Source organism: Paenibacillus andongensis (genome assembly GCF_025369935.1).
Lineage (GTDB): Bacteria > Bacillota > Bacilli > Paenibacillales > NBRC-103111 > Paenibacillus_E > Paenibacillus_E andongensis.
In genome coordinates this window covers 90,351-110,873 of record NZ_CP104467.1, presented here as the reverse complement: position 1 = coordinate 110,873, position 20,523 = coordinate 90,351, and the positions used below count along the sequence as shown (strand labels likewise).

At 42.3% G+C, this 20,523-nt stretch carries 16 protein-coding genes; all 16 read right to left on the bottom strand.

Annotated elements, in window-relative coordinates; genetic code table 11:
• Window positions 1-15: 15 nt before the first annotated feature.
• Entirely contained in the window at window positions 16-1,470 is a 1,455-nt protein-coding gene (gene flgK, locus NYR53_RS00500; protein ID WP_261303474.1) for a flagellar hook-associated protein FlgK, read from the bottom strand.
• Between the two features lie 24 nt (window positions 1,471-1,494).
• The gene (locus NYR53_RS00495) at window positions 1,495-1,995 is read right to left on the bottom strand and encodes a flagellar protein FlgN (protein WP_261303473.1); all 501 of its coding nucleotides are present in this window, start codon (window positions 1,993-1,995) and stop codon (window positions 1,495-1,497) included.
• Window positions 1,996-2,031: 36 nt separating this feature from the next.
• On the bottom strand, window positions 2,032-2,304 hold the full coding sequence (flgM, locus tag NYR53_RS00490; protein ID WP_173189769.1) for a flagellar biosynthesis anti-sigma factor FlgM: 273 nt from the start codon (window positions 2,302-2,304) through the stop codon (window positions 2,032-2,034).
• Between the two features lie 112 nt (window positions 2,305-2,416).
• On the bottom strand, window positions 2,417-2,839 hold the full coding sequence (locus tag NYR53_RS00485; RefSeq protein WP_261303472.1) for a TIGR03826 family flagellar region protein: 423 nt from the start codon (window positions 2,837-2,839) through the stop codon (window positions 2,417-2,419).
• 108 nt (window positions 2,840-2,947) lie between these two features.
• A complete protein-coding gene (locus tag NYR53_RS00480) occupies window positions 2,948-3,448 on the bottom strand; it encodes a ComF family protein (protein WP_261303471.1) in 501 nt (166 codons plus the stop codon).
• Between the two features lie 282 nt (window positions 3,449-3,730).
• Window positions 3,731-5,680, bottom strand: a complete 1,950-nt coding sequence (locus NYR53_RS00475; RefSeq protein WP_261303470.1) for an ATP-dependent helicase ComFA — start codon at window positions 5,678-5,680, stop codon at window positions 3,731-3,733.
• A gap of 47 nt (window positions 5,681-5,727) precedes the next feature.
• A complete protein-coding gene (locus NYR53_RS00470; RefSeq protein WP_261303469.1) occupies window positions 5,728-6,123 on the bottom strand; it encodes a hypothetical protein in 396 nt (131 codons plus the stop codon).
• A gap of 68 nt (window positions 6,124-6,191) precedes the next feature.
• Window positions 6,192-6,917: a response regulator gene (locus NYR53_RS00465; RefSeq protein WP_029194926.1), complete on the bottom strand. Its 726-nt coding sequence runs from the start codon at window positions 6,915-6,917 to the stop codon at window positions 6,192-6,194.
• Complete coding sequence (locus NYR53_RS00460; RefSeq protein WP_261303468.1) at window positions 6,895-8,082, bottom strand: sensor histidine kinase; 1,188 nt, start codon at window positions 8,080-8,082, stop codon at window positions 6,895-6,897. The genes NYR53_RS00465 and NYR53_RS00460 overlap by 23 nt, the downstream gene beginning before the upstream one ends.
• Window positions 8,083-8,177: 95 nt before the next feature.
• Window positions 8,178-10,781, bottom strand: coding sequence for a stalk domain-containing protein (locus NYR53_RS00455; protein ID WP_261303467.1), 2,604 nt, complete (start codon window positions 10,779-10,781; stop codon window positions 8,178-8,180).
• A 196-nt stretch (window positions 10,782-10,977) separates the two neighbouring features.
• Window positions 10,978-11,217: a hypothetical protein gene (locus tag NYR53_RS00450; RefSeq protein WP_261303466.1), complete on the bottom strand. Its 240-nt coding sequence runs from the start codon at window positions 11,215-11,217 to the stop codon at window positions 10,978-10,980.
• A gap of 190 nt (window positions 11,218-11,407) precedes the next feature.
• Entirely contained in the window at window positions 11,408-12,613 is a 1,206-nt protein-coding gene (gene metK, locus NYR53_RS00445) for a methionine adenosyltransferase (RefSeq protein WP_261303465.1), read from the bottom strand.
• A gap of 340 nt (window positions 12,614-12,953) precedes the next feature.
• Window positions 12,954-13,226 (bottom strand): alpha/beta-type small acid-soluble spore protein, encoded by a 273-nt coding sequence (locus tag NYR53_RS00440; RefSeq protein WP_261303464.1) that lies wholly within the window; start codon window positions 13,224-13,226, stop codon window positions 12,954-12,956.
• Between the two features lie 206 nt (window positions 13,227-13,432).
• The gene (locus NYR53_RS00435; RefSeq protein WP_261306226.1) at window positions 13,433-13,978 is read right to left on the bottom strand and encodes a hypothetical protein; all 546 of its coding nucleotides are present in this window, start codon (window positions 13,976-13,978) and stop codon (window positions 13,433-13,435) included.
• 72 nt (window positions 13,979-14,050) lie between these two features.
• Window positions 14,051-17,200: an S-layer homology domain-containing protein gene (locus tag NYR53_RS00430; RefSeq protein ID WP_261303463.1), complete on the bottom strand. Its 3,150-nt coding sequence runs from the start codon at window positions 17,198-17,200 to the stop codon at window positions 14,051-14,053.
• A 342-nt stretch (window positions 17,201-17,542) separates the two neighbouring features.
• Window positions 17,543-20,512 carry an S-layer homology domain-containing protein gene (locus tag NYR53_RS00425; protein WP_261303462.1) on the bottom strand — a complete coding sequence of 990 codons (2,970 nt, stop codon included), beginning with the start codon at window positions 20,510-20,512 and terminating at the stop codon, window positions 17,543-17,545.
• Window positions 20,513-20,523 lie beyond the last annotated feature (11 nt).

Genomic DNA, 20,523 nt, shown 5'->3' with positions numbered 1-20,523 from the left:
AGAATTCAACTACTTTTATCTACCCACGAGTCCCATACTATTAATAACTTTATCTAATGTTTCATCAAATGTCGTTAACACACGGGCAGCAGCATTATAGGATTGTTGAAACTTTATCATATTCGCCATCTCTTCATCCATGGAGACTCCACTTACCGATTGGCGCCGCGAATCAACTTGATCAACCAATGCTTTCTGATTATCCGCTTGTCTTGTAGCTTCCTGCGTTTGAACACCCAACTGTCCGACAACGGCTCGGAAGAAGTCATCGAAAGTTCCTGTAGCAAGAACCGTTTTCCCCGTGTTGGCAGGATCAAAATTAATGGTTGAATTCCGAACACCCGCTAACTGTAAAGCGATGTCATTATTGCCTTGAACCACTCTTACATTGCCACTTGCATCTGTATACGTTCGACCCGACGCCGCAATTTTTTGCACATCATTCACAATATTCTGATTCACGGTAATTGAGGAACTATCCAACGCCGTTGCACCCGATTTCATAACGAAGAAATCTTGTCCATTCTTAACTGGGTATTCCATCGTATAACCCGATTTATGAATGGTATTCACTTGTGTAGCTAAAGCTTGCACCATGGAATCCATTTGATCTTGATATCCTGAAATTCTTTTGTCTCTTGAAATTAACAGTCCGTAAATTTCTCCGCTAGTTAGGTCACCAGAAGTTAAAGAAGCAGCGACAGAAGCAGGATCAAGTGTCGAAGTGACATTTTTACCCTCTACTAAATTCGTACTTCCCATGCTGATCGTATAGCCACTGGAGTCTTCTTTCACCGAAATATTCACTGTCTTTGAGATATTATCAACTAAGAGATCACGCTGATCTCTCAGGTCATTAGCATTGTTACCCAATCCTTCAATCCTGAAAATCTCATCATTTAAATTTGCGATTTGGGCAAGTGACGAGTTGGTTTGCGTTAATTTAACCCTAATGCTATCAGTGATATCACCTGATAAATCTTTCAGCTTTTGAGAAGTTTGATTAAAGGCCTCTGTTAATCCTAAGGCTCTCTCTTTCACCACTGCGCGTGCTGTGAGGTTATCGGGCTCCTTGCTAAGGTCTTGCCAGGAATCCCAAAAGTTCTGAATTACTTGACGGATACCGTTATCTGAAGGCTCATTAATAATTTTTTCTAGTTTTTCTAATGTATCTTGTTGTACGCTCCACTCGCCTAAAGATTTATTCTCGTTATGATACTGATCATCTAGGAAACCTTCTCTTAAGCGCTTAACTTGGTCAAACTCAACCCCTTGACCCATCTGACCGGGAATTGTTGATCGCGTTAAACTGAGGGCCTCTAAAGGAGCAGCAGCAACCATATTTATGGTTTGGCGGGAATATCCCGCAGTATTTGAGTTTGCTACGTTATGTCCTGTCACTTGCAATGCAGCTTGTTGAGTGAATAAGCTTCTCTTAGCAATTTCTATCCCCGTAAAAGTTGATCTCATGTCTGTCTTCCTCTCCTCTGTTAATCAGGCTTTTGTATCGAATAATCCTGTTCTTGCTGTTGACCGCGCTGATTGCACAGGGTGTGAGTACGTATAGTCATCATCAGGACTTCCTAAGTACAAGTCTAATGAATAATCAATAAAGGCAAGTGATTGTTCTATCAATTGCTGGTTCCTTACATTCAGCTTTTTCAATTGCACTACAGTTGTAAGCAGTTTATGTTGAGCTTCCATAAGAGCTTGCTTATCCTCGACTTTGAAAATAATCTTAACCAAATCTCCGATGGTTATTTTAGGATTTGGGTTATAGCCTCTGGAGATCAAATACCCTCCGATGAACTGAATTCGCTGTTGTTCTGTTTCCGAAATAGCTCTCACAAGCTTCTTTTCTTTATTCACAATGATATTCAACCGATCAATTTCATTATCAACCAGAATCTGCGTCTTCACTTCAGCAAGCTCGAGCAATGCTTCGTGCGTTTCCTGAAGTTTATCCATCAATTCCAACAAAGGCTGAATAGTCATTCTCGTCACCTGCTTCTATGTGTTATCGCAATACATTTACTTCAAGTAAGGAAGTATCTTCTCTGCTAATTTACCGGCATCCACACGATAAGTTCCAGAGGCAACCGATGACTTCAATTCTTCGATACGAAGAGTCTGCTCTTCCGTACGAGCACTTCCTAGTGAACCTAGCAGTTCTTTGGCTTCAGCCGAAATCTCAACTTGATCTTTAGGCTTATTTTTCTTACTTGTAGCCTGAGCGAAATTAGCGTCTCCGGTTTTCTTGTAAGAATTAACAGCGCTGATTCGCTGATTCTCATTTATTTTCATGAAATAACACTCCTATTTCTTTGACCTATAAAATAAAATGCCGATAATCGTTAGTACTATTATCGGCATGAAACATATGAAACTTTATACTTACATCGATCTATTTCTAAAATTACCGTTTATCTTTTAGACGATCCTGAATATTAAAAGTAACTTTATTCTCCTGCCTCACACGTTCTTGACTTCGACGCTCATCCTCAGCATTGTTCCTTACATCCTTAACAAGCTTCAATCGGCACGATTCACAAATCGTATTCTCACGAATTAAAGTTCCGCATACTTCACAAGGATAGGACATATTTGGCGCATGTATAATAGAGATTCGGCCATCACGGATAAATTTGGTGATTTGTTTAACCGCTACCCCTGTTGCTTCACTTAAATCAGTTATGGTGGTACCTCTGTTTTCACGCAGGTATTTCAAGCATTTCTCATACTGCTGCTCCAGATCCTTCACACAATTCGGGCAAACCTCGTTAAAGCCCTTTACGAATATTTTCCCACAGCGCGGACAATTAGCTACATTCATGCCCATTGTATAGCCCCTCCTATAATTCCCAATTACCCAATTATTAATTCCAGTTTACAGCAATTCGACAGCGTTTGCACAATAATATTTTTGACAGATGTGGTACAATTCCTGCTACCGCGCCCATGTTAGTCCGAATACTTCAGCAGATATGTAATCCCTGAGAACCTTGGCACACTGATTCATAGTGCTTCCAGTCGTATAAACATCATCCACGATATAGATAATGTACGAAGCATTCGGGGATTTCCCTAAATAATCCTGAATTGAATCATTTACCTCAAAAACATGCTCCAAATCGTCCAGCCGTTCACTCCTTTTCTTGAAGCTTTGTTTATCAGTATGCTTGGAACGCTTAAGAAGGGGTATGACGGGAATCCCTATTTTTTGACCTAGTTCAACAGCCATCTGCCCCGCTTGATTAAAACCACGTTCCAGCATTCTGCGCTCGCTCACAGGTACGAAAGTGATAAGCTCCTTTACAGAATCGGATTCTGCAGATAAAGTGTCTCTATCCTTATATAATAGTTGATACGAATGGACAAGCATTTGTCCCAAGACCGTCTTCAAACGCTCATCTCCACGATACTTATAACGCGCCAATAATTCCTTCATTGTTTCATCATATCTAACTGCGCTGCGACTTCTTATAAAATAAGAGTGCGGCCTCCGTTGACAGTCCGGGCAAAATTCCCCTCGTCCACAAGTTGGACAAATCGCTTCTCGAATCCACGGAATTCGTATGTAACACGAATGACAAAGTCCTAATTCATCAACATGGAGAGTGCTATTCTGTTTGCAAAGTAAACACTCTCTTTTCAGCGGGCTAAGCAGCGAAGACACCGAACCCATCACTTTTCTAATCAAAATCCTCATATCCAATTGCATATAACTCATTCATTTCCCCCTTAATAAATAGCCCTGTTTGCGAGCGATGCGATTCATCTGTTTAATTTGTCGAATAGCCTCCTTTTGAGATTGCGTGATTTCTTTTGCTGCAAAATAGACCTTTCCTGCCGGATCGTCCTTAGACCTCCCTGCACGACCAGCCATCTGAACAAGTGCCGCTTCATCGAACAACTGCGAATCGGCATCCATGATGAACACATCAGACTTTGGCACCGTGACTCCTCGCTCCAAAATCGTTGTTGTGACCAGCACACGGATCTCTCTGTTTCGAAAAAGCTGGACCTTTTCGGTTCGATTAAGGTCCTTTGATGAAGTTCCCTCTACGCACACAATGGCTCCATTCATGCCAGAGCTTAGTTTAGCCCTTAGAAAATTAACCATTGGCTCAACGAACTGAATGTTGGGAACAAAAACAAACACCTGCGCACCTCGTTCCACCGAGGTCACCAATTTAGCAAATACTGACCTTGGCATTGTTTGTGACTGGACCAATTTCCTCAGAGGTGGGACCGAAACCAACTGAGGGACCGGCAATGGGTGCCTATGAAAGCGTACTGGCACTCTAACATGCGGTAATCGCCCCCTCTTTGCAGCGAGCCTTACAGCTCTCGGCGGTGTGGCTGAAAGCAAAATATTCGTTCCACTCGGCTTACAGACTTTAGCTGCCGCAAAAGTAAGCATGGGATTGTTATGATAGGGAAAAGCATCAATCTCATCGATAATGACAAGGTCAAAGGCCTCATGAAAGCGCAGCAGCTGATGCGTTGTCGCGACTGTGATCTGTCCCTGCTCCCAGCGCTGCTCACTTCCACCATACAGCGTAACCACGCTGTAATCGGCAAATGCGCGACCTATCCGCGGTTGCAGCTCCAGCACGACGTCTTTGCGTGGTGTTGCGATAAGTACACGCCCTCCTCTCGCAACAGTGTGATGGATAAACGGAAAGATCATCTCCGTCTTTCCCGCGCCAGTGACCGCCCAGATTAGAAGCCTCCGAGGCATCCGATCGTTCCTTTCTGCTCGTGCTTTTACTCTTGCTCGTGCTCCCGGCCAGACCTCTGCCATCTCCCCGCACATATAGCGTAGTCCCTCCAGAGACGCCCTCTCTTGTGCATCACTCAACCCCCACGGCTCCAAATAGATACGAAAATGCTCAAATGGAGCACTTCCCTCATGGTCACTCTGTCCCCAATGAGACTCCGCCACGCCCTTCCCAACCGACTCTATCTCCTCCGACCGCCCAAGAACAAGCAAAGAACAAAACCGCGACCTCCCCATGGTCAAGCATTCTTCACAATAAGGACATACTTGTCCGCAATGTAGGCAATCCGACCAAAACATGCGCTCCTCACCACTGCCGCAACGCTTGCAGCGATAAGTCAGCATTTTCCGAAATCCTCTGCGCCAATCTCTGCGTTCCGTGATCCCCAGCCCATTCCCCACTTCTAAGTCACCGTTGAGATGACCCAATTGCAAGTAAGATAACCAAGCATCCTCAGAGTGGAGATCTATCCCAGCAGCCTCCAACAGCTGTTGAAATTCCTCAATAAGCAGCGACCTCCCGCTGCAAACTTCAACAATCTTGGCGTATACCGTGGCATTCAACGGTATTCTCGGAAACATTCCTTGCCTCCACATTTCATAGCGAATCATTTTCATATCCAAATCTTTACCGTTCGGTATCTCACATTCTTTTGCTATAATACGAAAACGTTGCAGCATTCTCCCGTCATCCGTCCCGAACTCGAATGAACGCTCCCCCCGAAGCCTCTCAAGCATCCGCACACCCTGCCCTAACGAAATAAAAGGTTCGAACATTACGAGGCCGGCGTCGGCTGCGTATTGCTCGAACCAATATTGGATGTCCGTTTGCGAGTGAATCGTTAATCGCCACTCCCATTCTTTCCCCAAACTTACTGCGTAAAGTTGAACCTTCATTCCCCACCGTACTCTCTTTGTAATCTAAGTACTTGAAACCGTTGCCTTCAACCGACATGGATCTTCACAAGATCCTCCCTGCTGCTTAGATGAACGACCGTCACGGGTTCATTATCGTGTTGACGTAAATAGTGGTCAACCGCATCATAATCCGTCTGATATCGCAGCTCTAATGCATGGCTATGGGATAAGCGCTCAATGATTTTCCTCGTATCGTCGGACGACCCTTCATCGAAAACCGTTGCCTTCACTTCATTGCCCTTAAAACGCGAGAAAAAAAACAAAGAGCGAATATACCATTCAATTTGGTTTTGATTATTTTTGGTGACGAGCAGCACATTAGCTGTTTTCTTGCTTCTACCTCTGCGGGTTCCAAGCAATAAATGGAGCACAGCAATGCTGATTCCGTAGCAACCTAAGATCCAAAGCAATCCAATCCACATAGCGGGTCCCTCCCTTACCTGCAGTGTATGCTGCGAAGTTAAGGGGGGTTCCTCTCGTAAAATGGAGATTACAACGTTACCCAACCATTTTTGATTGCTATAATAACCGCTTGTGTACGATCATCAACTTCCATTTTCTGGAGAATGCTGCTGACGTGATTTTTTACTGTTTTTTCACTGATATAGAGGAACTCTCCGATCAGCTTATTGCTCTTACCTTCCGCCATAAGACGAAGAACTTCTGCTTCACGCTTAGTTAGCGGACTATTTGCATTATGTATGTATTTTAGACCTGAGTCTTTGACGCCTTGACCGGAACCAACTACACCCACATCATCCAAATAGGTCATACGTCTGAGCTGATTGATCAGCTTGCCAGTAACCTTCGGGTGAATATAAGCATGACCAGCCACAACAGAACGAATCGCATTAATAAGCGACTCCGCTTCCATATCCTTCAGCAAATAACCTGAAGCCCCTTTGCGAAGAGTTTCGAACACATAGCTCTCATCATCATGAATGGATAAAATGATTACTTTGATGTCCGGAAAAATAAGTTTAAGGCGTTCAGTCGCCACAACGCCATTCTCGAGCGGCATATTAATATCCATGAGAACAATATCCGGCGTGATTTGATTGCACAGCTCAATAACCTGGATACCATCACCGCATTCACCGATGACTTCCATATCATCTTCCATATTAATAATTCGTTTAACACCTTCGCGAAACAGCTGATGATCGTCCGCAATGACAATATGCACATTGCGTTTATGACTCGCCGTGTTGTCCATTCTGTTTTTCCTCCTTGTTCTCTCCAACGCCGCCGATAGGGATTAGCATCGTAATTTTTGTACCTGAATCTTTTTCGGACTCTAGAACCATCGTGCCTTCCAGCAGCTCAACACGCTCTCGCATGCCCAGCAAGCCGAAATTATTCCCCTTGGCTATTTTTTGCTCTGTCTGCGGCACATCAAAACCGATCCCGTTATCTACCACGTAGATTTGCACTTGATCCGGCTCCAGTGTGAGCTCAACAGAAAGGAAAGTAGCTTTTGCATGCTTGTTTACATTAGATAAAGCTTCCTGCACAAGTCGGAAAATAGCAATTTCAAGCCCAGACGGAATGCGAGTCTCTTTGCCCACGAGATTAAACTGTGTGCGAATTTTATACTTTTCTTCGAAATCCTGTACATATTTACGCAGTGTCGGGACGATTCCTAGATCATCAAGCGCCATCGGACGAAGGTTGAAGATGATCTTACGAACTTCTTCAAGCCCTCCTCTGACTTGGCCCTTCAAATCTACTAATTCTTCCTTCACCGCGGGAATATCCTCTTTCACAAGCATACGCTGAGCAATTTCAGTTCGAAGCACAACATTCGCCAAGGTTTGAGCCATACCATCGTGAATTTCACGCGCAATTCGCTTCCGCTCTTCCTCTTGGGCCAAAATGATTTTCAAACCGAGTAATTGCCTGTTCTTAGCGGATTCGAGTATACGAGTCACCTGATTGAGGTCGCCCGATAAATATTCCAGTACCACATTCATTTGCGATACGATTGTTTCTGCTCGCTCCACCTGCTTGTCCACATTCTTCGTGCGTACCTGTAAATCATTGCGGCGAGTCTTTAGATTATTTTCTTTTTCCCTAGCAATTGTCAGCTGTAATTGAAAAGCAATCGCGGCTTCATAAGCAATCTTGATATCTTCCTCACGGTACTTATTGAAATCACGACTGACCTCTGTGAGTCGAATACGAGAACGCTTGTAATCTTTCTCCAAATTGTCAACCAGCTCGATGGTAACACTCGTTTCGTATTTAATCTCTTCGAGCTCGCGAGTAAGTGACTCTTTTTCTAATCGAGAAGCTTCAGCGATTTCAAACATTTGATACTTGCTGCTCTCCATGACGTTAATTGCGTTTTTAATGACACGATCTATAGCGTCTGGCTGCAAATGAAACGAGCTCCTTTTATAAAACAATATTAGAAATTAGTCTACCCCATATTGTATCATAGTTCTACCCATTTGCCGTGTACTTCTAGCACTATTTATTCGATCGTTATCCCATAATTTTTGGGTTCCCAGCCTACTTTAAAGCCTAATTTCTCTGAAATGAGCCGCAAAGGCACCATCGTCACATTATTCATAATTTTAGGAGACACTTCAGCCGTCACACGATCCCCGTTTACAAGCAAATCAGCGTTATCAATCCATAGGTCTATGAGCTTATCGCCTCGTACGACAGTTACCTTCCGCTCCTTGTCATCCCACTTCACATTGCCGCCTAATGCTTCTGTTACGAAACGAATCGGAACCAACGTATTATCATTCACAATCGTCGGAGCCTGCTCCAACGTATAGGATTTATCATTCAATGTCGCTTGTTTTTTATACACATTCAGTTTCACCGTGTTTTTCGGCAGAGCGGCTAGCTGTCCTTCGTAAATGAAAGAGATATCATCGATATTAATTTTCCCTTTGAGTGCTCTTTCATCCTGCCCATTTGCGGGATTAGCGACATATACACTCTTGATCTTGATCGGGAATTTGAGGTCGGACACATCAGCCGTTACTTTGCGCCAGCCTGTCCAGTTCATATTTTCAGTGAAACTCACGTAATTCAGCTTACCATCTGCATCAATGATTTCTGCACGCACCCAGTTAAAGCTTCCGTCACCAAGTACTTTGGCTGTAATAAATTCCGGTTCTCCTTCAATCGGAGCACCATTCATCCCATTGAATCTAGCATAAGCTGCTTTCGTACCTGTTCCTTTTGTAAAATCATACGAAATTTCCAGACTCTTATTGCCGCTAATTGGCACAATATTAACAGCTGAAACAACCTCAGCCGGGTACTTATCGCCTGTTGTCATAACGGCAAATTTATCTAGATCATACCAACCCTTTTCCTGGCCAACAGGCAGGGTAACCATCGTGCTGTAACCATCATATCTCGCGATAACCTGAGCAGCCTGAGAGCCTGAAGCGCTATCTACATGAAGAATACCGTCTTTCAGAGTCCCTTTAACCCCACTTAGCTCCCAAGTCGCTGATGCCGCAGGCAATTCACGTGTTGCGCCACTCCTAGTTGTTACGGATATAGGCAGCTTGAAATCCCCACCTTCTGTAACTGAAAAGGATCCTGAGTTAAATTTCATAGAAGTAATCTGATCTCTTCCGACGACTTCGACGTCCATGGATGCTGAACCTTTGCCTGATTTGGCAATGATTTGCGTCTTACCTGGCAATGTCGGTGTAAACACATTATCTTTGAACGCTCCATTCGTCGTGGAACTACTCCACTGTGGAACAATACCATCTACGGAAATCGGATTATAATAGTCATCATAAGCTTTAAATTGATAAGTGCTGGATTCATTCATGAATAAAATATTTTGACCTTTTAAAATAAGTCCCTTTAACTCACCCTTCGGTGCCGTCGAATACACACCCACACCATTTACAACGGAGCGTTGATTGCCATTCTCTGTTTTGTTAACTAGCTTCGGATCAAAATCTCCGAGTGGTCTTGAAACCATCTGCGTCGATCCCCCGCCATCCAGGACCATCCCTCTCCAAACGCCTGCACTAATCATAAACTGCTGAAGCTCAGGAAGTGTCATCCCTGCACTGCCTGCACTACGATCCGAAGTAATGATATAAGCAGTCTTCATATCTTTGGAATAGCCTATTGCCGTTCGGGAACGTGGGCTGTAGCCACTGAAATCTCCAATATTACGTGTAAAATAACTCGGCTTCGCCTCATCCACAAGCAGTGTGCTGCCGCCAATGAGCATTTTGAAATTCTTCCAATCATACGTCTTAGACGCATCATGCGGGACCATATCATATTTGGTAGTGATCTTATCTCCGACTTTGAGGTGATTTACGATAAACTCCCTAGCTAGGCCTGAGCCTCTGAGGATATAGCCATCTGCTGGAGCTACCATTTTAATATTCGTATCTACCGCAATTTCCTTGACTACATCATTCTGTATGAGTGCTTCTGTCGGAACATGCGTTCCATCAACAGCACGCTGCGTTAATGCCCAAGCATTCGTATAGAGGAAAAGACCGTCTGCGATCATCGCGACATCGTTATCGTCCCAATAATACGTTTTGTTCACACCGCCGAGGTCAAAAGAAGTCCCGTCCTTCGCCGTCACCTTGCCTTGAAAATCAAAAATATCAATAATCGGTTGATTACTCTTCGTAATCGCAAAAGAATAAAGTCCAGATATTTTCGCCGGGGTCGCCATCACCTGACCATTCGTAATTTGCGCGCCTTCCGGAACACCTTCCGCTTGTGTATTGAAGAAATCCCCATTCACACCTGCCACTGCACCAGTATCCTTCACCATCCCCAGAACACTCTGGTTCTTTGTGAACTGATTCTTCGTTCCAGCCATTGCGTCTATCTTCACGTTCGGATTCGTCAAATCAACCTCTACCACATTGGCGTTCACCGAAACGTCCTTATTGCTTCTAGTTGTCGTCCAAATGTAATTCTTCATAATTGCACCAGATGTAATCGTCTCCTGCGAACTAAGTGTCAACGTCGGCCCTGCCGCGTTTACTGTAGTCCCCGCAACCAATTGCCATACCAATGCGCAAGCCAGCGCACCCATTCCTACTTGCTTCTGTACCGTCATGTTGCTTTTCCACACTCCTCTTTCAGTCTAAGACTAGTATCTATCTTTTCGGATATCTATTAGACTCTTAAACTATGGAAAAAGTTACGATCTGAGAGAAGTTGTATTTATACGTCAAAAATATGACGAAGAACATCAATAAAAAAGAGAGCACGACCCTACTCGGATCTGCTCTCTGCTTGAGATGCATAATATTTTATTTAGACCATTTAAGCTTAGCTTCTTGCTCAATCGACCTAGCGGATAATAGTTCAATAATCGTATGCTGCTGCTCTTGAATAAGCTCCATCCTTTTCACCGTTTCATTGGTTTCCAATACAGCTTGCTTAATTTGAGCTTGTTCCAATTCTAATCTGTCTAATCTCTCGATCACCGGTGATAATTCAGCCCTAAGTAACTCGGATAGTGCCTCTTTCAAATCATTATCCAACATCATCACTTCCGATCCATTTACTTAATTCTGTCTCACGATTATACCATAATAATTGACCCTCATACATCTTCCGGCTACATATATATTATACCATAAAGTAGAAATAAGAACAAACATATGTTCTTATTTCATTGCGATTTCTAGTTATCACAAAATGCAAAAAAGTCGCCCAATAAGGACGACTTCATTAATTTTAAACCAATGCTTGTGTTTTCAAAGACTCAGCCTTATCCGTGCGCTCCCAAGGAACATCCAGATCATTACGGCCAAAGTGACCATAAGCAGCTGTTTGACGGTAGATTGGACGACGCAGATCAAGCTCTTTAATGATGCCCGCAGGACGTAGGTCAAAGTTATTGTGGATCAACTCAACGAGCTTCTCTTCACTAACTTTACCTGTACCAAAAGTATCCACAGCAATGGACACTGGACGAGCTACACCAATTGCGTATGCTAGTTGAACTTCACATTTTTCAGCAAGTCCAGCTGCTACGATGTTTTTCGCAACATAACGCGCTGCATATGCACCGGAACGGTCAACTTTCGTTGGATCCTTACCAGAGAATGCGCCGCCGCCGTGACGAGCGTAACCACCATACGTATCAACGATGATTTTACGACCAGTCAACCCAGCATCCCCTTGAGGTCCACCAATAACGAAACGTCCAGTAGGGTTAATGAAATAGTTTGTATTCTCATCCAACAAGTGTGCTGGAACGATTGGGTTAATGACATGTTCTTTAATATCTTTTTGAATTTGCTCCAAAGTTACTTCTTCACCATGCTGTGTGGATACAACAATCGCATCAACACGAACTGGTTTATCATCTACGTACTCAACCGTTACTTGTGTTTTACCGTCAGGACGCAGGTATGGAAGAGTTCCATTTTTGCGAACTTCTGTTAAACGACGAGCCAATTGGTGAGAAATCGAGATTGGAAGAGGCATAAGCTCAGGCGTCTCGTTAACCGCGAATCCGAACATCAGACCTTGGTCACCAGCACCGATTGCTTCAATTTCCTCATCAGACATCGAACCTTCTCTTGCTTCAAGGGCTCTGTTAACACCTTGTGCAATATCAGGGGATTGTTCATTCAAAGAAACGAGAACCGCACAAGTTTGGGAATCAAAACCATACTTAGCACGCGTGTAACCAATTTCCTTAATTGTTTGTCTAGCGATCGCTTGAATATCCACATATTCAGAGCTTGAAGTAATCTCACCGATTACCAAAACTAAACCAGTTGCTACAGATACCTCACATGCTACACGAGCATTCGGATCATTGGCAAGAAATGCATCCAATACCGAGTCAGAAATTTGGTCACAAATTTTATCCGGATGACCTTCTGTTACGGATTCGGATGTAAATAAACGACGTCCACGTACTTGCGCCATATCATTCATCCTCCTAATATCATTTAGTATGTTTGAAAAGCTTCTACACGATGCCTCTATATGAAAAAAAAGTGGGCCCGGCTTTAGCGGCAGCTTTTCACGCCAAACGGAATCCCTCTTTTGCGCTCAAGCGCTAACAAGATCCTTGAATTCCGCAATGGTAAAAATAAGAATCAAACAGTAAACCATGAATAAAGACAACAAAAAAATGAACCTTTCCCGATTGGAAAAGGTTAAATTAATATTGACCTTCAATTAGTTATCTTACGTCATTTGTCGTCTAGTGTCAATGCAGAATACCGTGAAGAAATTATGAATAATTACCCAAAATCCAAGCTATCTACAAAGAAAATAGTGCTTCTTCTGCTCTCTGAATCAGTCTTTTAGTAATCGTTCCTCCTACTGCTCCAGCATCTCTAGACGAGATATGTCCCCAGTAGTCTTCTTTCATTGAAGAGGAAGGAATCGAACCCAATTCCGTCGCAAACTCCGTATCCGCATGAAGCGATATTTGTTTACCGACAGGTAGACCTAATTCGGCAGCAATCTCATATTTTAAAATATCCAATGCCTTCTTCGATTCAGGAACTACTTTATTATTGTTTCTAGCCATAACAAACGCCTCCTTAGAGAGTTTTTGTTGTGATAACGACACTTCATAAGCAATCGCCGATGATGTGAGTACACCACTAGTATGGCTAGATTCCCGAAGTCGAACCGCATAAGAACTTGTCAGTTTGGGTAAAATTATGGAGAAGACTTTTATTGAGTGATGACCAAATGAACCATCATTTTAGCTTTAAAATTCGTAAAATAACTTTATTGAGCAGCCTTACTTCCGTCAGCATTTAACAATAAATAGCTTCCTCGTACCATGACAAAGATGTCCGCCGTATTCTTCGGCGATGGCTTAATACCGCGGCCTTCGGCCGGGAAGATCAAAAGATGATTCAGCGCGACTTCTGTCCCCGCTGCTAGATCTTTGCCTCCCGTTACATCCGGGATGCCATTTTCATCGTTGCTCACGGCGAGTACCCTGCCTGTTCGCACGATAAACTCAGCGCCAGCACCTGCGTAAAGCGTTTGTCCATTTTGCAATTGGACAACCTTCATTGTCGCTGGCGTGGAAGTGCCCGTGCCTCCGTTGCTCCCGCTAGGCTGGCCTGCGCCAGCATTGGCCGCGATCGCGGAGGCGACAATCTCCTTCACCTTTGCTTCGCTTAAGGTGTTCTGGTCGAAGTAGCTCTTTGTGATCACTGGGTCGGTGGACGAGCCGGGGGTTGGGGCTTCGGCTTGTGATGTTGGATAAATAACTATCATTAATAAAATGACAGAAATACCCATTTTATAAATACTTATTTTCATCACCAATATCTACTCCTAACAAAATAAGATAAAAAAAGAAGGCCCCTCGGGCCTCCCTTTACTAAGACTTAATTAAGGAGTTACTTTTACTAGCGTGGAAGTAGATACACCTGATGGTGCGATTGCCTTGATTACAAATTCAGTTACTCCAGCATCAATTGAAACTGTACCAGCACTAATATTAACTTTCGCACCAGTTGTTCCATGAACATCAGAGATTACATATTGAACACCAAGTAATGATTTGTATCTTTCGATGTAATCAACAACATCGAATGTGTACTCTACACCGTAGTTATCAACAACTTTAATTCCGTTCATAAGTGTTGTTGTAGCGTACGTAGTTGAAGTAGCAAGTGAAACTGTTTTATTTGCATCGGCTGTGATTTTAGATACTGTAACTGCATCTGCTTTAACATTGATTGGCAAAGTAACATCTTGCTGCTCGCCATTAGCTTTGTTAAATACAACAGTTACGTTTGTTGTACCAGCTTTATTACCAATAATCCATGCATCTCCAGCATCGTACACAGCTTTTGCAACAGATCCGTTTGCTGTTGAAGCACTAACAATGCGAGATCCTGGAATAACAACTGTATCTCCTGATTTATCTTTAGCAGTTACAGAGATTTTTTGAGCAAGTTTGCTGTGTTTTGCCCAAACACCAGAAAGTGTTGTAGTAGCAGCAGTGTCTGCAGCAGCTGTTAACTCTTTATCATCAGCTGGAACCAGTGCACTATCAAGTGATGCATAAGTATCTTTCAAGGCATTAGCACTGTAAGTCAGATCAGTAGCAGCAATAACTTCCAATGTAGTTTCAACTGATTTAATTACCGGGCTACCAGTTTTTGTGTTGTCGATCAATTCAGCAACTAATTTACCTTTACCACCAATAGAAGCTCCAGTTAAGTAAAGCTCTTTTTTGTTGATATCGCCAAAAGTCGTAGCATTGAAAGTGTAAGTTACTCCACCATCAGCAGTATGAGTAGCAATCGTAGTAGTATTGTTGTTTGTAAATGTTGCATAAGTAGCACCAGATACTGTCAATTTCAATGTGAAATTAGCAGCAGTATATTTAGCACCAGTTACAGTAGAAATGGAATCCAATGCTTCACCGTGTTGGTCTTTAACATACCACTTAATTGTTGATTTACCACCAATGATACCTTTTGCTGCAGGAGCAGAACCATCAATTACGATTGTTTCTGGTTTACGAGCATCTTGTACTGTAAAGCTTTGTTGTACATTTTGTTGAATGTTAGCATTGAAGATACCGAAGTTTACAAATACTACACCTTTGCTGCCAGAAGTGATAGAATTCAACTGAATTTGACCTTTATGTTCTCCAGATTGAACAATAGCATCATTGCCATTGTTTCCTGTTGCATAAGATGCACCAGAAATGGAAACTGAGAACCTACCAGCTTTTGCATTGTCAGCAATGTCTTGGGCGGACAATTTGTTGCCTTGTGCATCGTAAGCTACGATAGGGATATATTTGTTAGTGTCACCTTCAGCAAGAACACCTGAGAAAGATCCGAATTCAACTTTAGTTGCAACAGTTGAAGATTGTGTTTTGATAGCAACAGTTGCGCTAGCAGAACCAACGTAAACAGTAGCAGTATAATCTGCATCTTTATCAACGTTTTTAGCAAGTTTGAATTTCAGCTTGTCATAAGTAGAAGCTGTTTTATCAAGTACTAATGAATCAAATGTGTAAGGAGTAATTACAGCATCTGCTTTCAAACGGTTAGCAAAGTCTGTAGTGTAAAGAGTGTTGTCTGAAATTACATCGCCGTATTGGTCATAACGAGTAAGCGCTACTTCGGCAACGTCGCCATCTTTAGTAAGGGCTGTTTTAGTAGCAGGGTATTTTGCTGTACCTAGCTCAATTTTTGTTACATAAGGCTCAGTTCCAATTTTAAACGTTTTTTGAACAGATACAGAAGAGTTAGTTAAGAAGATATTTACCGGGATAACGTCAATTTCTGATTGATAATCAGCAGCTGGTGTAGTTCCTGGTTTGTTTTTAGTGTCAAGAGTTAACTCAAGAAGACCTGTATCGTCATTTCTCTTAACGTTTGCATTTGCACCTGCAACATATGCAGTGTAGTTGCTACCAGTCAAAGAAGCATTCTCACCATATTGGTTTTCTGCTTTAACTTTAACAGTAACGCTGATGGATTTTGCAATTTTGTCACTTGCGTTAACGAAGCTAAGTTTAGTCACTTTTTCGTTTTCAGCTGTGAAAGTTGCAGTTGTTTTGTCAACGCCTGCTGCATCAAGACCAGAAAGAGTTGCCGTGTAAGTACCTTCGCTGATTTTAACGTCAGTCAAAGTCAATACTGCGGATTTCTTGTCATCGGACCACTTTGCAGTAGTTGCGATGGATTGTGTACCTTTTGTCAAAGCTACAACTGCTTTAGTTGTATCAACTGGTTTGTTGAAGGAAACTGTTACTGTTTGAACGCCAGTTGCTTTAGCTTCGGAAAGGGATACTTTACCTGGGGATACGTATTGAGCTTTCGCTTCATAAGCACCTGTCAGAAGAAGATCACGAGTTGCGTTAGCTTGACCGCCAAATTTGCCGTCAGCGCCAGCAGGAAGAAGTTTCAATTCAAGAGCCAATGCTACATAGCCTTGTGCCCAACCAGAAACTGTTGTATCAGTACCTGTTTTTGCTTTTGCATCAGCATCTTTACCCAGTACGCGAACCAAGAAAGTAGCAAGTTGTTCTTTAGTCACTTTACCAGCTGGGTTGTAAGTACCTTCGCCGTAACCATCAGTGATTCCAGCTGCTTTAAGAGCTTCAATGTAAGGAAGCGCGTAACCGTTAGCTGCATCATCGGATTTCACATCAGAGAAACTTGAAGTTTTCAAATCTTTCTTAACTTCAATACCAGTGATCAAAGCTGCAACTTTTGCGAATTGAGCACGGTTCATTTCGTCTTTAAGACCAAATGTAGTGTCGCTCACTCCATCAAAAATACCTGCGCTGATCAATGCATCGAATTTTGCTTTAGTAGCTGCGTCAAGATCTTTAAGATCTGTGAAATCAGCGGATGTTTTACCGAATGCTACGGAAGAAAACATGGATAATGCCATTGCTGTAGAAAGAATTACGGATAAACTTTTTTTCATAACCTTTTTTTCTCCTCCTTGAATATCTTTGGTTTTATTTTTTAGGTTGAATCTAACAATATTTGAGCTCGATTTACTCATTGTTTGGTTCACCCCCTTTCCAGAGTTAGAGCATAATATAACTAAGTTCGCGTGCAGCTCTAGTGGCTGCATTGGAAACTAGTAAACTTAAAGTAGGAAAATAGACACCCACACCAATTTACATTATACAATGGTCGATTAGCGTCGTAAAGAATTATTTTAGAAACTTTAGCATTTACTTGTAGCTGAAGTAAAAACTTCTTATTCATTTGTTTTCAAAGTATTAAACGCATAGAAAATAAAAAAGTTGCGCTATTCAATGAAAAAGTTTTAATTTTAAAAAATAGCATTATTAAAAGACAAAAAAGACCCCGGAGGGTCTCTTTCACATTCATTAGCTTATTAAGGTTGAACTACAACCAATGTTGTTGCTGTTTTACCACCGGAGATTGTTTTCAGTACAAATTCAGTTACATTAGCGCCAACTGTAAGTGTACCATCAGCGTTTACCACCACTGTGTTTGCTGCTCCGCTTGCTTGGATATCAGATACAATATATTGTGCACCCAAGAATCCATTGTATTTGTTGATCTCTGCTGCTGTTTCGTACTCTACGCCATAGTTGTCTGTAATTACTACATTAGCAAGGTCAATTACATCAGCAGTTGGGGTAGAAAGATCATACGTTGCGTTTGCATCAGCTACTATTTTAGCAGTTGCTACAAGATCTGCTTTTGAATTTACTTCTAGTGTTGCATATTTGTTCATACCATCAAATGTGTTGTAAACAACAGTTACTGTTGCTTTACCTGCTTTGTTACCGATCACTTTGGCTGCGTTGCCTTCTTGAATAACGTTTACGATGTTGTTATCAGAAGAGCTAACGCTTGAGATACGGTTGCCAGGGATGGCAACTATTTCACCGGATTTGTTTGTCGCTGTGATTTTGATCTCTTTTGCAAGTTTGCTGTCAAAAGCATTGTTAGTTGTGCCTGTCAATACTTTGTCTGCACCTGGAGTCAGATCATTGTCACGTGCTGCAAATACACTATCAATCGCTGTTACTGAGTAAGTTAGATCTGTATCTGCTGTCACTTCAAGCTCATTCTCAACCTTTTTAAGTGTTGCTGTTCCTTTTACTAGTTCAGCTGTTACTTTTGCTTTACCAGCAGCTGTCGCTACAAATTTCAATTCTTTTTCGTTAAAGCCAGTTAGGTCGTTACCATCATACGTTGTTACTTCACCAACTGTTGTTCCGCCTGTTAAGCCGGAGAATGTTGCGTATGCGGATCCTGTCACAGTTACTTTCAATTTGTAATCCGCTGCATTTGCTGCTGCGGAATCATCTAACTTAGCGCCGTATTGGTCTTGTACATACCATTTCACGGTTGTTTCGCCACCAACTAATGCTTTGTTTGCAGATACTGCACTCTTCACGGCGATAGTTTCAGGTACGCGTACATCTTGTACTGTGAAGCTTTTTTGTACGCTATTTTGAACATTTGCACTGAAAATTCCTAGATTTACGAACACAACACCTTTAGAAGTAGCTGTTACGTTGTCAATTTTAATTTGGCCTTTGTGCTCGCCGCTTGTTACGATAGCTGCATTACCGTTTCTAGCTGTGTCGTAATCTGCTCCTGAAATGGAAATCGAGAATCTGTCTGCTTTTGCATTGTCGACGATGTCTTGTGCAGTCAATTGTTTGCCATCTGCATCATAAGCCACGATTGGAAGGTAAGTCGCGCCGTCACCTTGTGCAATAACGCCATTAAATGTACCAAATTCAACTTTGTTTGCAACTTTTGCTGATTTAACGGATACTGTTGCTGTTGCTGAAGAGGATCCAACGTATACAGTTACTGTATAGTCTCCACCTTTATCAGTGTTTTTAGCCAGTTCAAGTTTCACTGTGTCGTAAGACTGCACAGTTTCAGCTTTCAATTTCAATGTATCATTGCTAAATGGCGTAATAATAGCATCAAACTTCGTACGATCTGTTGTAAGAGCTCCCTCAGCGATTACGTCACCGTATTGGTCATAACGCGTAATTCCAAACTCAGCAACATCACCTTGTTCAGTAAGAGATGTTTTGTTGGCTGGGTATTTAACTGTTCCCAGTTCAATTTTACTTACATAAGATTCAACACCAATTTTGAACGTTTTTTGAACAGATACAGATGTGTTCGTTAGGAAGATGTTCACCGGAAGAACGTCGATCTCGGATTGCGTTTGATCGCCACTTACACCATTTTTGTAAATTGTGTTCAATGTTAATTCAAGCAGGCCAGTATCTTCGTTTCTTTTCAACGATTCATTTCTTCCACTTACGTATGCTGTATATTCGCTACCGTTTAGGCTAGCATTTTCACCGTATTGGTTTTCTGCTTTAACTTTCACAGTTACCTTAGCAGATTTCGCAATTTTATCACTTGCATTTACAAAGCTAAGTTTGGTTACTTTTTCATTTTCAGCTGTAAATGTTGCTGTTGTTTTATCAACGCCAGCTGCATCTAAACCAGAAAGTGTTGCTGTGTAGCTACCTTCGCTTACTTTCACATCAGTCAATGTCAGTACAGCGGATTTTTTATCATCAGCAAATTTGACAGTAGTTGCGATATCAGCAGTACCTTTTGTCAAAGCAACGGTTGCTTTTGCTGTATCTACGGGTTTGTTGAAGCTTACTGTTACTTGTTGTACGCCAGTTGCTTTCGCGCCTGTTACAGATACTTTACCAGCTGGTACGTATTGTTGTTTCGCTTCGTATGCGCCAGTCACTAGAAGATCACGAGTTGCGTTAGCCATACCGCCGAATGTACCGTCTGTTCCGTTGGATAGAAGTTTCAATTCAAGTGCCAAAGCAACATAACCTTGTGCCCAACCGGAAACCGTTGTGTCTGTACCCGTTTTACCTTTTGCAGCTGCATCTTGTCCAAGAACACGAACCAAGAAAGTAGCCAGTTGTTCTTTGGTTACTTTACCAGCCGGGTTGTATTGACCATCAGCATAACCATCAGTGACGCCAGCTGTTTTCAAAGCTTCGATGTAAGGAAGTGCATAACCATTTGCTGCATCGGTTACACTAACGTCAGTGAATGTCGATGTTTTCAAGTCTTTGTTTACTTCAAGACCCATGATCAATGCCGCTACTTTCGCGAATTGTGCACGGTTCATTTCGTCTTTAAGACCGAAAGTTGTTTCTGTCACGCCGTCAAAAATACCAGCAGTGATCATCGCATCGAATTTCACTTTTGTTGCTGCATCCAGGTCTTTCAGGTCTGTGAAGTCTGCAGATGTTTTACCAAATGCGACGGACGAGAACATGGAAAGAGCCATAGCGGATGTAAGAACTACGGATAGTGTTTTCTTCATAAAGGTTTGTT